This is a genomic window from Solirubrum puertoriconensis (assembly GCF_001483135.1).
GTDB lineage: Bacteria > Bacteroidota > Bacteroidia > Cytophagales > Hymenobacteraceae > Solirubrum > Solirubrum puertoriconensis.
Genome location: NZ_LNAL01000008.1, coordinates 165,406 through 178,243, shown reverse-complemented (window position 1 = coordinate 178,243; position 12,838 = coordinate 165,406). Strand labels below are relative to the sequence as shown.

The following is a 12,838-nucleotide window of genomic DNA, read 5'->3' as shown; positions in this document are numbered from 1 at the left end:
TCAGAAGGTCGGACAAGGGGGAGCGGCGTAATTTTTGCGCCTGAGCCGACGCTTCGCGGCTTCGAGCAAGTCAATCTTTTCTAAACACAATGTTAGCTCGTGCGCGCCGCCAACTTCGCGGCTGAAACGGCTGAGGCTCACGTCGTAACTGTAACCGAACCGGAAGCCGTTCCATGCCAAGCCAAGAAGTGTTACCAAGCTTTGTTGTGCCTTGCCGGGCCCGGGCAAAGCACCACGCCACAGCACGCCTAGGATAAGCGGAGTGCTGGTACCGTAAAGGCCCACTTCGGCGCGCTGCGAACCGCCTTGGTAGGTGTAGGCGGCCGTAGGCGCGAGGCTAACCTCGCGGTACTGCTGCTTAACGCTGCTGCGCACGAAATAGTATTTGTACCCACCGTGTGCTGCCAATCGAACCGGAAGCTTAGCACCTGTGGCATAGCCAATAAGCGGCTGATTGAGATGATGCGCGGCGAGGCCAAACCACGCTTGGCTGCTGTAAAGTAACCCCCCCGCACCTAGGGTGAGGTAACGCTTGGGGTCGTACAGCTCAACGGGCTCGGCCGAAGGGCCGGTGGAGTTGCCATCGGCATCGAGCTGGTCGCCGAAAAGCAGGTTGCCGTAGTTGATGCGTTGCGAGCCGTAGGCTGCATGTGCCCCGGCACTGGCGTACAAGTCCTGGGCAAGGCGGGTGCGGTAAGCGTAGGTAAAGCCCGCTTCGAGTCGCGTCAGGTTCAGGCCCCCTCCTCTGTCGGCATTCACCAGCAGACCTAGGGCGCTGCGTTGGTCACGAAAGCGGTAATCGGCGGCGAGCTGGCTGCTTTGCAGCGTGCCGATGAGCGTGGGGTATTGATTGCGGTAGGCCAACGTCGCGCTGAAGTCATCGAGCAGGCCCGTAAATGCGGGGTTGAGGTGCAGCCGCGTAGCGTAGGGCTGCGAGTAGTACACGTCCTGCGCTTGCAACTCGGATACGGCACCTAGGGCTCCAACTGCCGCCAACATTGTCGCTACCCACGTGCGCCGCACGGGTAGCGCACGGCAGGGCAAGCATATGGGGGCAGATATAGCGCGCATAGGTGGCGGTACTAACGGCGGAATGGCTGCGTTTGGTGCGTGGGTGCGGGGCGCCGGAACTAAAATTGCAAATTCGCCCATCTTTCTACTGCCACCTAAGCTGGCCGAACATTTGCCCTAGGTGTTTCGGCTTCGCCTTCAATACCATACCCATGCGTAAATTTTTTCTGGGCCTCCTGATTTTCCTCGTAGTGCTGGTAGCTGGCCTTGCGCTAGCGCCGGTACTCTTCAAGGATAAGCTAAAAGCCGCCCTCGACAAACAACTCGCCCAAAAGCTATCGGCGCGGGTAGAGTACCAGCCCGAAAACGTGAGCGTAAGCCTGCTGCGCACCTTTCCCGATATGGCGCTGAGCATCGAGCAGCTACGCATTATTGGGCAAGATTCGTTTGCGCGCGACACCTTGGCTTACTTACCGCGCCTTGATATCGGGCTCGACCTGATGAGCGTTATCGGTGGCGACCAGATCAAGATCAACCAGGTAAACCTGGAGCAGCCCGACATCAACGTGCACGTGCTGCAGAGCGGCCGCGCGAACTGGGATATTGTCATTCCGGACTCAGCTTTGGCCGAGCAGGGCAAGGACACGGCCGCCGTGAAGCTCACCATCAAAGGTTGGAAAATTGCCGATGGCCGCCTGCGCTACGCCGATGAGAGCATTCCGTTTGCCATGCAGCTGCACGGCATCGACCACTCGGGCGCGGGCAATTTTGCCGAGAACATGTTCGATCTGAAGTCGCAGACCACGGCCGAAGCCCTGACGATGAGCTACGACGGCACCACGTACCTCGACAAGAAACAGCTGACAGCCGACGTGACCATGGGCATGGACCTAGGCAAGATGCTCTTCACCTTTAAGGACAACCAGGTGCGGCTGAATGACTTTCCGTTCAGCTTCCAAGGCGCTATTGGCCTGCCCAACGAAACCGATATCACCTACGACCTCACCTTCAAGGCGCTCGAAACCGATTTTAAGAACATTCTAAGTTTGGTGCCGGGCACCTTCACGAAGGATTTTGACAAGATTGAAACCGCCGGTAAGGTGGCGTTCGATGGTTACTTCAAGGGAGTGCAAAACGAGGTGCGTATGCCCGGCTACGGCGTAAACCTGCAGGTAACGAACGGCATGTTCCACTACCCCGAGTTGCCAGAGGCGGCCCGCAACATCAACATCGACATGCAGGTGGATAACCCCTCGGGCTTCACCAACAACGTGAAGGTCAACGTCAAACGCTTCCACCTCGACCTAGGCAAGAACCCTGTCGACGGCAGCGTAGCCATTGATGGCTTGGAGCCCATGAAAGTGGATGGCCGCGTGAAAGCCAACATCGATTTGGCTGAAGCGACCAAGGTGTATCCCGTGCCCGACATGGTGCTGCGCGGCTTGCTATTTGTGGATGCCACCGCCAAAGGCACGTACTCAAAAACTCAGATGCCGGTAACGCAGGCCGCCCTGCGCCTCACCAACGGCTACGTAAAGGCCAAGCAGTTTCCGGCCCCCATTCAGAACCTGACCCTGAATGGCACCGTGGTGAACACCACCGGCCAAGTGAATGACACGCGTATTGATATTCCGCAGTTCCGGATGCTGCTCGACGGCGAACCGCTGGAGGGCCGCGTGGCGGCCCAGAACATCGACAAGCCCGTGTTCGATGCCAACGTGAAAGGCGTAGTCGACCTGACCAAACTGACCAAGATCTTCCCGCTTGAAGGCATGACCGTAACGGGCCGCCTCAACGGCAACATTGCCGCCAAAGGCAGCATGGCCGACATCGAGGCCGAACGCTACCAGAACATCGTGGCTTCGGGCACGGTGAATGCCCAAAACGTAACCTACAAGAGCACCGATTTGCCGCAGGGCATGCGCATTACGCAGGCCACGGCCACGTTCAACAACGCCAATATTGTGCTGCAGAACATGGCGGGCTTCGTAGGCTCGTCCGACATTGCGGCTTCGGGTACCATCAGCAACTACATGGGCTATTTGTTCACGCCTGGCCAGCCGCTGCGCGGCAACCTCACCGTGAACTCGCGCCGCTTCAACGTGAACGAGTGGATGGTGGACGAGGTAAGCGGCAAGCCTACTGCTACGGCCACAGCGGCCACCCCAGGCCAAGCAGCACCGGCCGCTGCCCAGGGCGTGCTGGAAATTCCGAAGTATTTCGATTTGAAGCTGAATGCCAACGTGGGCCAGGTAGTGTACGACAACCTGAAGCTCGACAACGTGAAGGGCACCGTGGCCGTGAACGACGAAACGGTGAACCTGAACGGGCTTACCTTCAACACCCTAGGTGGTGCGTTTGCTACCAACGGCAGCTACAGCAGCAAGAACCTGCAGCATCCGCGCTTTTCGCTGGGCTTGAACATCAAGAACCTCGATTTCCAAAATGCTTTCCGGGCCTTCAACTCCGTGAAGGTACTCTTGCCGCTGGCCTCGCAGGTGGAGGGTATTTTCTCCACCAACTTCAACGTGAGCGGCGAAATGGGCCAGGACATGATGCCCGTGTACAGCACGCTTACCGGCAAAGGCTTGTTTGAGGTGGTACGCGCCGCCGTGGGCAGCTCGCCTGCACTGGCCAAGGTGAGCAACCTTACCCAACTGGAAGAACTGAAGCGCTTTGTGGTGGAAAACAAAGACGTGGCTGCTGAAATGCTCAACGGCAACTTCATTGTCAAGCCGTTTGATTTCACCGTTGGGCAGATCAAGACTACCGTGGGCGGCTCCTCTAACGTGGCGGGCAACCTCGAGTACGTAATGGCGCTGGATGTGCCTACCGGCAAAATCGGCAACCAGCTCAACGCCAAGCTCACGCAGCTAACCGGTGTGCAGGACATCAAAGGCACCGAACGCGTAACGATGGGCCTGAAGATTGGAGGCACCATGGCTAACCCCGAGGTGCGCCTCACCACGGCTGGTGCCAAAGCCCAAGCCAAGGACCTAGCCAAGAGCCTCGTGCAAAGCGTGGTGCAGAGCAAGGTGGATGATGCCAAGCTTAAGCTGGCCGCCAAAGCCCAGGTAGCCCAGGACAGCGCCCGCCGCGAGTTGGAGCGCAAGCAACTGGAGCTGCAAGCCAAGGCACAGCAGGAAATTGAAAAAAAGCGCCTCGAAGCCGAAGCCAAGTTGAAAGCCAAGGCCAGCCAGGGCCTCGATAACCTGCTGAACCGCCGCAAGAAGCCCGCGCAGCCAGCACAATCCGCCCCAACCGAGGCTACTCCGCCAACCGAGGCGCCGCAGCCCGAGCCTACCAAAACCGATACTACCTCCGCTGGACGTAAGTAAGTTGCAATGTTCCCAGGTACCGGCCCGCCGAGCTGCATCGGCGGGCCGGTTTGTTTTTGGTCCGATTATCGCTGAGGATTTTTAACAAGCAGCCAGTGCGGCGATGCTGTAACCGGAAGGATATTAATAGCCGAAATGGTATATTTTATGCTGCGTACCCTTTTTTCCGTTCGCTCGTATTAGGCCCGCTTGCATTTTTTCCCCGCCTCCTCTTTCTCCACCAATGAAAAAATCTCCTCTCGCTCCGCTGGCCCTGATGGCCGCCCTGGCCCTAGGTGGCTGCGGCAAAGACAACGATTCGAAGTCGGCCAAATTGCAGATTCGGATGACCGACGCTCCTGGCGACTTCCGGGCTGTGAACCTCGACTTGCGCCAGATTGAGGTACACCTCAAAGACGAAGGCAACCCCGATGGTTGGCAGAACCTGCCCTTCACGGCACAAAGCATCAACATCCTTGAGTACGTGAACGGCAAGTCGGCGCTGCTCGTGGATACCGATTTCGAGCCCGGCGACATCAAGGAAATTCGCCTGGTACTCGGCCCCAACAACACCGTTACCACCCGCACCGGCACCTTCGCCCTCAAAACCCCGAGCGGCCAAACCTCGGGCGTAAAGCTGAAGCTGCAGAACGTGAACCTGAAGGAGCGCGAAACCTATCAGCTGCTCCTCGACTTCGACGTGGCTAAATCCATTGTAGAGCGCGGCAACGGCTCCGACCGCTACCTGCTCAAGCCGGTAATTCGCGTAGTAGCCCAAGACCTGAACGGCATGTTGCGCGGCGTGGCTTCGCCCTCGGCTGCCCTGCCCCAAGTGTTGGCCATTCGCCAAAGCATCACGGTGCCCGATACGTTCAGCACCCAAGCCGATGCTACGGGTAGCTTCCAGCTAATGAGCCTGCCAGCTGGTACTTACACCGTAAAGCTGTTCCCGACCACTACGGCTCCGCAGAACCAGGCGGCTTACAAAGAGGTAACCCGCACCGGCGTAACCGTAACCAACAACGCTACCACCGACCTAGGCACCATTGCGGTGCAGTAGTCGCGGCTAGCCACGCATGCAAAAAGCCCGCCCGGCAGTAGCCGGGCGGGCTTTTTGTTGTTTCTGAAGTAAAGCTTAGTGGTTTACGGGTACCTCGATAAGCAGAAACTGGCTTTCGGAGGTGCACTCGATGGCGAGGCTGTCCGTCTCCCAAATACCTAGGGCTTCGCGCTTGGGCAGCGGCTCGCCGGCTACGCGCAGCTCGCCCTCAATCACGAACAAGAACAAGCACTTATTCAGCGGATTCAGCGAGTACGTCAGCGTTTGGCCAGCATCAAAGTAGCCCAGGCTCAGCTTGGCGTTTTGGTTGATCCAGCAATGGGCCTGGCCTTCCTCGTTCGACACTACGGTGGTGAGCTTGTTGCGGCGCTGCTCGCGCGGAAACTGCCGCCGCTGATAGCGCGGACTGATGTTCTGCAGCTTGGGCTCGATCCAGATCTGTAGGAAGTTCACCTCGTCGTCGCCCACGTTGTGCTCCTCGTGGCGCAAGCCGGCGCCGGCACTCATAATCTGCACCCAGTCCTGCTCCACTACTTCTTTGTACCCTAGGGTGTCGATGTGGTTCATGCGGCCGGCCAGCATCACGGAAATGATTTCCATGTTCTGGTGCGGATGGATGCCAAAGCCGTTGCCGGGCTTCACAAAGTCGTCGTTGAACACGCGCAGCAGCCCAAAGCCGGACCGCGCAGGGTTGGCGTAGGAGCTAAAGCTAAAGGTGAAGTTGCTTTGCAGCCAACCAATGTCTTTTAGGCCGCGCTCGGCGGCGGCAAAGCGTTGGGTTTTCATTGCAGCAGAACAGAATGAGGTGTGGAAGGTAGCAGCAGAAGCTACTGCTTGGGCAGATTGTTTTCGAATACGAACTCCTCGAGGGGTTTGCGACTGCGCGCGGCCAACTCGCGCGAACGGAATGGCTCCTCCAGCTGCTCGGCTGGGCCCACGTACCCTAGGGCCAGTACGGTAACGGGCTCCAACTCGTCGGGCAGGTTGTATGTTTCACGCGTTTTGGCCACGTCGAAGCCGCCCATGGGGTGCCCATGAATGCCCAGCTCGCCGGCTTGCAGCAACAAATTGGTAGTGGCCATGCCCGTATCGTGCAGGTAGTGGCGGTTGAGCTGGCCGTTTTGGGCAAAGGCTTTGTGCGCCAGCACCAGCACCAGCACGGCCGCATTTTTAGCCCAAGGTTGGTTGCCGGGCAACAAGCAGCTCCACAGCTGCCCGAAAGCCTCGGTTTGCTCGCGGTGGGCGTACACAAAGCGCCAGGGTTGCTCGTTCATGGCGCTGGGGGCCCAAGCCGCGGCCTCAAACAGCGTCCGCAAGGTTTCGTCGTCGATGGGCTGGTTGGAAAACGAACGGGCGCTCCAGCGGTGCTTAATGAAATCGGCTACCGGGTACTTGGTTTGGGCGTGTTTTACGGACATGAACAAAGCGTAAATCGGAGGAAATAGAGATGCCTCGGACCGCCTAGGTGGCGCGGGGCCGGGCTGGTTGGGGCAGCTAAGCTAATTGCTGCAGCAGTGCCAACAACTCTTGCTGGGTGCTCTGGGTGCGGTCTTTGGCGTACCAGCTGTGCAACTGGGTGGCAAATTCCTCGAAGGGCAGCTGCTGGGCCTTCAGGCGCAGAAACATCTCCTGGGCCGGAGCTGGACGCGGGCCCCAAGTGGCTACTTCGGTCAGTGTATCGGCTTGCAGCACAACGAGCTTCGGAATGGAGCGGCCGCCGTTGGTGAGGTAGCGGTCCATTAGGTCCAGGTTGTCGTCGCGCAGCAGGTAGGCCGATTTTAGCTTGTCGTGGCTGGCGCGCACCACGGCTTCGAACACGGGCACAATTTGGGCGGCGTCGCCGCACCAGCCTTCGGTAAGCACCAGCCACACGTAGCGGCCCTGCAGGCGGTCGAGTTCGGCCTGCAGCTCGGGCACCAGCACCACCGTTTTGTCGATGCGCGACATGCGCTGTTCGTTCAGGCGGGCGTACTTCAGCAAATCGGCCGATTGGTTGGGGCCCGTGGTGAGGCCTTGGGCCAGCAAATCGTCGATGAGTTGGCGGTACGATTCGTAAGTATAGGCCTGGGCCAGGCGCTCGGGCGCCAGCACGGCCGCCGAGGCAGTGGTATTATCCGACATGGTTTCTGTGGCTGATAAGGTAAAGGAGCAATAAAAAACCCTCCCGAGCTGGAAGGGTTTTGAAACGCAGGGAGCGGCCCCCTAGGTTACGCGGCCTAAGCCTGGCCGGCCAGCTCGCGGCAATAGGTAATAAAATCGGTGTTGATGGGCTCTAAGCCGTTCTGGCGCAAATCGGCAGCTACTTGCGCACGGTGGTAGTTGGCGTGCACGCACACGTGCGTCAGGATGTCCGACACTTGGCTGTCGTAGGCGTTGCCCAGCGAGTTGGCGTAGCTGATCATGCGCGTCATCTCGGCATCGTCGGCATCCTGCATGTACTGGTGCAGCGAGGGCGAAGTTTGCTGGTGCAGCTTGTGCAGGCCTTGCAAATCGTGCTCCTGCCACACTTTTACAGGGCTTTGGGTGCCCGTAAGGCGCGCCAGCCAAATGGCTTGGGCATTCAGTACGTGGCTAAAAAGGCGAAGGGCGCGCTCGGGCAGCTGTTGGCCGGTGGCTACAATGCCATCGAGGTGGCTGAGTAGTTTACCATTGGCCCATACGTTGTAGGCGCCGAGCTTTTCGATCGTGTTAATCATTGTTGAGTAGTGTATGCGGAAGACGGGCCTAGGTGTGAGTAGGTCATCTTACCCGAGGTAAAGAGCAAAAGGTTATTGGCGCGGATCCTGCCACACCAGTTGTTCGTTGGTGCGACGCTTCTCAAAATCGGCGCAGCGGCCGTCGCCGCGGCCCGTTATGCCGCCATCGGGGCGGCACAGGATGTTGCCTTTGGCATCGTAGAGCGTAGTGAACTGGTCGCAGCAGGGCGCCGATTCGTAGTACACCGTTTGGCCGTTGTACTGGTAACTCATGATGCGGATGGGCGGGTTCTCGGGCTTGGCTGCCAGGTACTTGTTGATCTTGTCGTCCAGCCACGTGGGGCGGTTGCGCTTGTCGAAAGGAACCTGACCGCCGTCGGGCACCGGAATGGTGGTTGGCGTGGTGGTGGGTGCGGGCGTGGAGGCGTTGCCCGTAGCCCTAGGTTCCGAGGTATCGGTGGGCGTAGTCAGGTCGACGCGGCGGGCGCACGAACCGCTCAGCAGCAAAGCACCAAGGGCAAAAGCAGCAATACAGCGCATAGGCTTTTTTCGAGAGAAGGCGGCAAATCTACAACTTGCCCCGGCGTTGCCAGACGGGCTTACTTACTTTTCCCTTACGCAATCAGCGTTGCCATGGCTACCCCCGATTCCGACCGCCGCCTAAGCAAGTTTCTGTCGTTGGTGCTGCGCCACCAGCCGCAGCTTATCGGCCTTCGGCTCGATGGCGCCGGCTGGGCCAATGTAGCAGAGTTGTTGGAGCGACTGCAGCAGCACGGCCGCGGCATTAGCCAGGCCACTTTGGAGGCCGTAGTAGCCAACAACGACAAGCAGCGCTTTGCCTTCAGCCCCGATGGGCAGCGCATTCGGGCCAACCAAGGCCATTCGGTTTCCATCGACCTAGGCTACCAGCCGCAAACACCACCCGAGTTGTTGTATCACGGCACTGCCGAGCGTAATCTGGGCAGCATTCGGCAACATGGCTTGCTCAAACAAAAGCGCCACCACGTGCACCTTTCGGCTGATGCGGCTACCGCCCGCAGCGTGGGCCAGCGCTACGGCAGCCCCGTGGTGCTGACCATTGCCGCCGGCCAGATGCACGATCTAGGGCACTTATTTTACCAATCAGAAAACGGCGTGTGGCTGACGGATAGCGTACCGCCGCGGTTTATCCTAGGTACCGCCGAGTAGCTACAGCAGCGGCAGCAGCTTGGCCCACAGCGGCGGGCCAAACACCAGCAAGCCTACCACCACGGCGGCCAACGAGGCCAGCAGCACGGCGCCAGCGGCTACGTCTTTGGCGCGGCCGGCCAGCACATGGAAGTCGGGCGACACCAAATCGACAATGCTTTCCACGGCCGTATTCATCAGCTCGGCCGTCCAGACGGCGCCAATGGCCAGTACCACCAAGGCCCAATCGTACCTAGGCAATTGCAGCCACGCACCTAGGGCAACGGCCGCCACGGTGGCCAGGGCATGAAAGCGCAGGTGCGGTTCCGATTTCAGGGCTTCGCCAATGCCCTGCAAGGCGTAGCCAAACGAGGCTACCTCGTGGCGCCAACGCGCGCGGTGCCGGCTCGGGGGCTTAGCCACGGCTGTCGTACTCCCTAAATACCGACTGGCGCAGCTTATCCCACTCCGAGCGCAGAATGCTGAAGTACACTGAGTCGCGGCGCGAACCATCGGGCAGGGCCATGTGGCTGCGCAGCACTCCTTCCTGCACCGCGCCCATGCGGCGCATGGCCTCCTGCGACTGGTGGTTGCGCAAATCGGTTTTCAGCTCTACCCGTTCGCAGCCCAGCTCGCCAAAGGCATACTTCAGCAGCAGGTGCTTGGCGGCGCGGTTTACGCCTGTGCGCTGAAACTCTTTGCCCAGCCACGTCCAGCCAATTTCCAAACGGCCATCGGGCATGGCAAAGCTGCCGTAGCTGGTGCTGCCGGCCAGGCGCCCAGTTTCCAAGTCGATGATGGCGAAGGGGTAGCGTTTGCCTTGTTGTCGGTCCTTTAGCGTTTGCGCTAGGTAGGCGGCCAAAGCCATGTTGTCGCGCGGCGGAGGGGTAGTCAGATAGCGCCAAATGTCGGCATCGAAAGCAATCTGCTTTAAAGCATCAAAGTCCGAGGCTTCGAGGGGGCGCAGCCGTACGCGGCTATTCTCGAGCGTAATGCAACGCGAACAATCCATGGGCAGGAGCAGTCAGGTTGGTTGCGAGTTGCCGACGGCCTGCAGCAACGCTAGGTACGAGTGCAAAGAAACTAAGCCAGAGGCAAAAAAAACGGGTTCCGCCGTAGCAGAACCCGTTTTGACGAATAGCAAATAAGTGAAAGGCAGCGAAGTTTAAGCCACAGTGCCTTCTTGCAGGCGCTCGGCGCTTTCGGCGATGCGCAGCTGCTCCACAAAGTCGTCGATGTTGCCGTCCATCACCGATACCAGGTTGTATACTGTGTAGCCGATGCGGTGGTCGGTAACGCGACCTTGCGGGTAGTTGTAGGTACGGATTTTGTCGGAACGGTCACCGCCGCCAATCATGCTCTTGCGCTGCGCACCTTCGGCTTCGTTCTTCTTGGCCAGCTCCATCTCGTACACGCGCGAGCGGAGAACCTGCAGGGCCTTATCGAAGTTTTTCATCTGCGACTTCTGGTCCTGGCACTGGGCCACCAAGCCGGTGGGCAAGTGCGTCAGGCGTACGGCCGAATAGGTAGTGTTTACCGACTGCCCGCCGGGGCCCGAGGCGCAGAATAAGTCCTTGCGGATGTCGTTCATGTTCAGTTCGACGTCGAATTCCTCGGCCTCGGGCAGCACCACGATGGAAGCCACCGAGGTGTGGATGCGGCCCTGGGTTTCGGTGGCCGGCACGCGCTGTACGCGGTGCACGCCCGATTCGAACTTCAGCTTGCCGTACACGTCCTCGCCGCGCACCGCCACAATAATTTCTTTGTAGCCGCCCGCCGTGCCTTCCATGGCGTCGATGAGTTCCATCTTCCAGCCCTGCTTTTCGGCAAAGCGCATGTACATGCGCTGCAGGTCGCCGGCAAACAGCGCGGCTTCGTCGCCGCCGGCCCCGGCCCGGATTTCCATAATGATGTCCTTGGAATCGTTCGGGTCCTTCGGAATCAGCAGGTCTTTGATGACGGCTTCCAGGCGTTCCTGCTCGGGCAGCAGCATGTCCAGCTCGTCTTTGGCCATCTGGCGGAAGTCCTGATCCTTCTCCGTGGCAATGACTTCGCGGGCGCCTTCGATGTTCGAGAGTACGTTCTGGTAGGCTTTGTACTCCGTTACAATCTTGTTGAGGTCTTTGTATTCTTTGTTGAGGGCTTTATAGCGCTTCATGTCGCTCATGACCTCGGGGTCCAGCAGTTGCTGGCTCACGTCGTTGAAGCGCTGGCTGATAGCCTCTAATTTGTCGAGCATCGGTCGTTGGGGTCCGAAATTGGGCGGTACTTTTGCAAAGGTACAAAACCCGTCGGGCCTAGGAGTGGTTCCGGCAGTGTTGTCGTTTTGCTATATGCGCCGAAGCCTATTCCTGCTGGCCTTGCTGCCCCTGCTGGCCGCCTGCCGCCCCGACCAAGTTGAGCACCTGGAGAACACCAAGGAGTTGGCCCGCGAGGTCGAAAACTTTCATCCCAAGCGCATTAAGCCCGAGCAATTGCTGCAGGCCGCTCGCTGGGCTGCTGATTCGCTTACCCGCACCGCCGACCGCGGCTGGCGCGCGCAGCTTACCGAGCGCCTTAATGCCGGTGGCGTGGCCGCAGCGCACCCTTTCTGTCAGCCCGAGCGCCTGCCCGCCGTGGTTACGCTAGCCCGCGAGCTGGAGGCACAGCCGCACCGCGAGCTGCTGCCGCCCCGCCCCATTACCGAAGGCGACTCGCTACGTGCCCAGCGCCCCAGTCAGGAGAAATTTCTGGTGCAGAGCCCCTTGGTGCTGATGCCGAACGATATGTGCTTGCGCTGCCACGGGCAAGTGGGCACCGATGTTGCCGCCGCCGATGCCAAGCTCCTAGGTGAAACGTACCCCGGCAAGCAGCTAACAGGCTATGCAGCCGGGCAGCTAATTGGCCGTTGGGATATTCCGATGACGCGCAAAGGGGTGGCCGAATTCTACACCCAGAAAACCCGCAAGATTCCGAAGCGCCGCCGCTTGTGGTAGGGTAGCCTACGCTGTAATTGCCCACTTATGCCCTATGTTTCTCCCAATTTATTGGAGCGGGCTCATCGAGCTGCCCTGCGTGGAGAGTATTTTCACCCGGGTGAGGTACTGTTGTTGAGCTTGCCGATTCTAGTACCCGAACCCCCGGCTGCCGGCGTTGAGGTGGGTTTGTTGTCTTTTTCTGGATTTTCCCTGACCAGCAGAAGCGAGCAGGTGGTTGGCGTATTAACACTCACCGCCGACGTGGCTTACCGGGAGTGCCACGGCCGGATTGAAGAGCAGTCACTGCACGTTGGCTCGCCTATCCAACTGGACTACTGCGGGTACCTGCAAGCCGCGTTTCGGTGGGTAGGTTCGCCGGGGGAAACGACAATACGGATTGGGCAATGGCCCGAAATGGCAGTGCGTATTCGCCAGCAACAGCAAGCGCAAACGTTGCAGCAACTGCTGCAAGCGTGGTACGAGCGGCGGGTGCCCGTGTGGGAAATGGTAGGAGGGCAACGTACGTTTCTGCTCAAGCAAAATCTGAGCTATGAACAGATTCGCGCTTTCGAGCAGCAGTACGGGGTGAAACTCTACGGCTAAGCCAACCTTACGGCCTACTTTCAAGTT

General features: G+C 59.3%; 14 protein-coding genes. 5 read left to right on the top strand and 9 right to left on the bottom strand.

Annotated elements, in window-relative coordinates:
• On the bottom strand, nt 1-1,071 hold the full coding sequence (locus ASU33_RS14915) for a PorP/SprF family type IX secretion system membrane protein (protein ID WP_160328209.1): 1,071 nt from the start codon (nt 1,069-1,071) through the stop codon (nt 1-3).
• Between the two features lie 152 nt (nt 1,072-1,223).
• Between ASU33_RS14915 and ASU33_RS14910 the strand changes: the two genes are divergently transcribed.
• Both ASU33_RS14910 and ASU33_RS14905 read left to right on the top strand, forming a co-directional pair.
• Nucleotides 1,224-4,349 (top strand): AsmA family protein, encoded by a 3,126-nt coding sequence (locus tag ASU33_RS14910; RefSeq protein ID WP_059071655.1) that lies wholly within the window; start codon nt 1,224-1,226, stop codon nt 4,347-4,349.
• 223 nt (nt 4,350-4,572) lie between these two features.
• Nucleotides 4,573-5,388 (top strand): DUF4382 domain-containing protein, encoded by an 816-nt coding sequence (locus ASU33_RS14905; RefSeq protein ID WP_059071654.1) that lies wholly within the window; start codon nt 4,573-4,575, stop codon nt 5,386-5,388.
• Nucleotides 5,389-5,463: 75 nt separating this feature from the next.
• Here ASU33_RS14905 and ASU33_RS14900 read toward each other — a convergent pair whose 3' ends face one another.
• From ASU33_RS14900 to ASU33_RS21835, 5 genes are all read right to left on the bottom strand, one after another.
• Nucleotides 5,464-6,174 carry a pirin family protein gene (locus tag ASU33_RS14900; protein WP_059071653.1) on the bottom strand — a complete coding sequence of 237 codons (711 nt, stop codon included), beginning with the start codon at nt 6,172-6,174 and terminating at the stop codon, nt 5,464-5,466.
• 41 nt (nt 6,175-6,215) lie between these two features.
• Nucleotides 6,216-6,806 (bottom strand): nitroreductase family protein, encoded by a 591-nt coding sequence (locus ASU33_RS14895; RefSeq protein WP_059071652.1) that lies wholly within the window; start codon nt 6,804-6,806, stop codon nt 6,216-6,218.
• Nucleotides 6,807-6,882: 76 nt separating this feature from the next.
• Nucleotides 6,883-7,509 (bottom strand): thioredoxin family protein, encoded by a 627-nt coding sequence (locus tag ASU33_RS14890; protein ID WP_059071651.1) that lies wholly within the window; start codon nt 7,507-7,509, stop codon nt 6,883-6,885.
• Between the two features lie 95 nt (nt 7,510-7,604).
• Entirely contained in the window at nt 7,605-8,084 is a 480-nt protein-coding gene (locus tag ASU33_RS14885) for a DinB family protein (RefSeq protein WP_059071650.1), read from the bottom strand.
• Between the two features lie 72 nt (nt 8,085-8,156).
• On the bottom strand, nt 8,157-8,624 hold the full coding sequence (locus ASU33_RS21835) for a DUF6970 domain-containing protein (protein ID WP_286130578.1): 468 nt from the start codon (nt 8,622-8,624) through the stop codon (nt 8,157-8,159).
• Nucleotides 8,625-8,717: 93 nt separating this feature from the next.
• On the opposite strand from ASU33_RS21835, the gene ASU33_RS14875 reads away from it, so the two are divergent.
• On the top strand, nt 8,718-9,272 hold the full coding sequence (locus ASU33_RS14875) for an RNA 2'-phosphotransferase (RefSeq protein ID WP_059071649.1): 555 nt from the start codon (nt 8,718-8,720) through the stop codon (nt 9,270-9,272).
• Here ASU33_RS14875 and ASU33_RS14870 read toward each other — a convergent pair whose 3' ends face one another.
• The 3 genes from ASU33_RS14870 to prfA form a co-directional block, all read right to left on the bottom strand.
• Nucleotides 9,273-9,674, bottom strand: coding sequence for a diacylglycerol kinase family protein (locus tag ASU33_RS14870; RefSeq protein WP_059071648.1), 402 nt, complete (start codon nt 9,672-9,674; stop codon nt 9,273-9,275).
• Nucleotides 9,667-10,263: a GNAT family N-acetyltransferase gene (locus ASU33_RS14865; RefSeq protein WP_059071647.1), complete on the bottom strand. Its 597-nt coding sequence runs from the start codon at nt 10,261-10,263 to the stop codon at nt 9,667-9,669. The genes ASU33_RS14870 and ASU33_RS14865 overlap by 8 nt, the downstream gene beginning before the upstream one ends.
• A 153-nt stretch (nt 10,264-10,416) precedes the next feature.
• Nucleotides 10,417-11,490, bottom strand: coding sequence for a peptide chain release factor 1 (prfA, locus tag ASU33_RS14860; protein WP_059071646.1), 1,074 nt, complete (start codon nt 11,488-11,490; stop codon nt 10,417-10,419).
• Between the two features lie 94 nt (nt 11,491-11,584).
• On the opposite strand from prfA, the gene ASU33_RS14855 reads away from it, so the two are divergent.
• Both ASU33_RS14855 and ASU33_RS14850 read left to right on the top strand, forming a co-directional pair.
• Nucleotides 11,585-12,226 (top strand): c-type heme family protein, encoded by a 642-nt coding sequence (locus tag ASU33_RS14855; protein ID WP_059071645.1) that lies wholly within the window; start codon nt 11,585-11,587, stop codon nt 12,224-12,226.
• Nucleotides 12,227-12,469: 243 nt separating this feature from the next.
• Nucleotides 12,470-12,811 (top strand): hypothetical protein, encoded by a 342-nt coding sequence (locus tag ASU33_RS14850; RefSeq protein WP_149867249.1) that lies wholly within the window; start codon nt 12,470-12,472, stop codon nt 12,809-12,811.
• Nucleotides 12,812-12,838: the final 27 nt, after the last annotated feature.

What these genes read in the sequence shown, in the direction of transcription:
- ASU33_RS21835 (WP_286130578.1), bottom strand. Translation starts at nt 8,624, where the DNA reads ATGCGCTGTATTGCTGCTTTTGCCCTTGGTGCTTTGCTGCTGAGCGGT.
- ASU33_RS14865 (WP_059071647.1), bottom strand. Translation starts at nt 10,263, where the DNA reads ATGGATTGTTCGCGTTGCATTACGCTCGAGAATAGCCGCGTACGGCTG.
- prfA (WP_059071646.1), bottom strand. Translation starts at nt 11,490, where the DNA reads ATGCTCGACAAATTAGAGGCTATCAGCCAGCGCTTCAACGACGTGAGC.
- ASU33_RS14900 (WP_059071653.1), bottom strand. Translation starts at nt 6,174, where the DNA reads ATGAAAACCCAACGCTTTGCCGCCGCCGAGCGCGGCCTAAAAGACATT.
- ASU33_RS14890 (WP_059071651.1), bottom strand. Translation starts at nt 7,509, where the DNA reads ATGTCGGATAATACCACTGCCTCGGCGGCCGTGCTGGCGCCCGAGCGC.
- ASU33_RS14910 (WP_059071655.1), top strand. Translation starts at nt 1,224, where the DNA reads ATGCGTAAATTTTTTCTGGGCCTCCTGATTTTCCTCGTAGTGCTGGTA.
- ASU33_RS14855 (WP_059071645.1), top strand. Translation starts at nt 11,585, where the DNA reads ATGCGCCGAAGCCTATTCCTGCTGGCCTTGCTGCCCCTGCTGGCCGCC.
- ASU33_RS14875 (WP_059071649.1), top strand. Translation starts at nt 8,718, where the DNA reads ATGGCTACCCCCGATTCCGACCGCCGCCTAAGCAAGTTTCTGTCGTTG.
- ASU33_RS14905 (WP_059071654.1), top strand. Translation starts at nt 4,573, where the DNA reads ATGAAAAAATCTCCTCTCGCTCCGCTGGCCCTGATGGCCGCCCTGGCC.
- ASU33_RS14885 (WP_059071650.1), bottom strand. Translation starts at nt 8,084, where the DNA reads ATGATTAACACGATCGAAAAGCTCGGCGCCTACAACGTATGGGCCAAT.
- ASU33_RS14895 (WP_059071652.1), bottom strand. Translation starts at nt 6,806, where the DNA reads ATGTCCGTAAAACACGCCCAAACCAAGTACCCGGTAGCCGATTTCATT.
- ASU33_RS14915 (WP_160328209.1), bottom strand. Translation starts at nt 1,071, where the DNA reads ATGCGCGCTATATCTGCCCCCATATGCTTGCCCTGCCGTGCGCTACCC.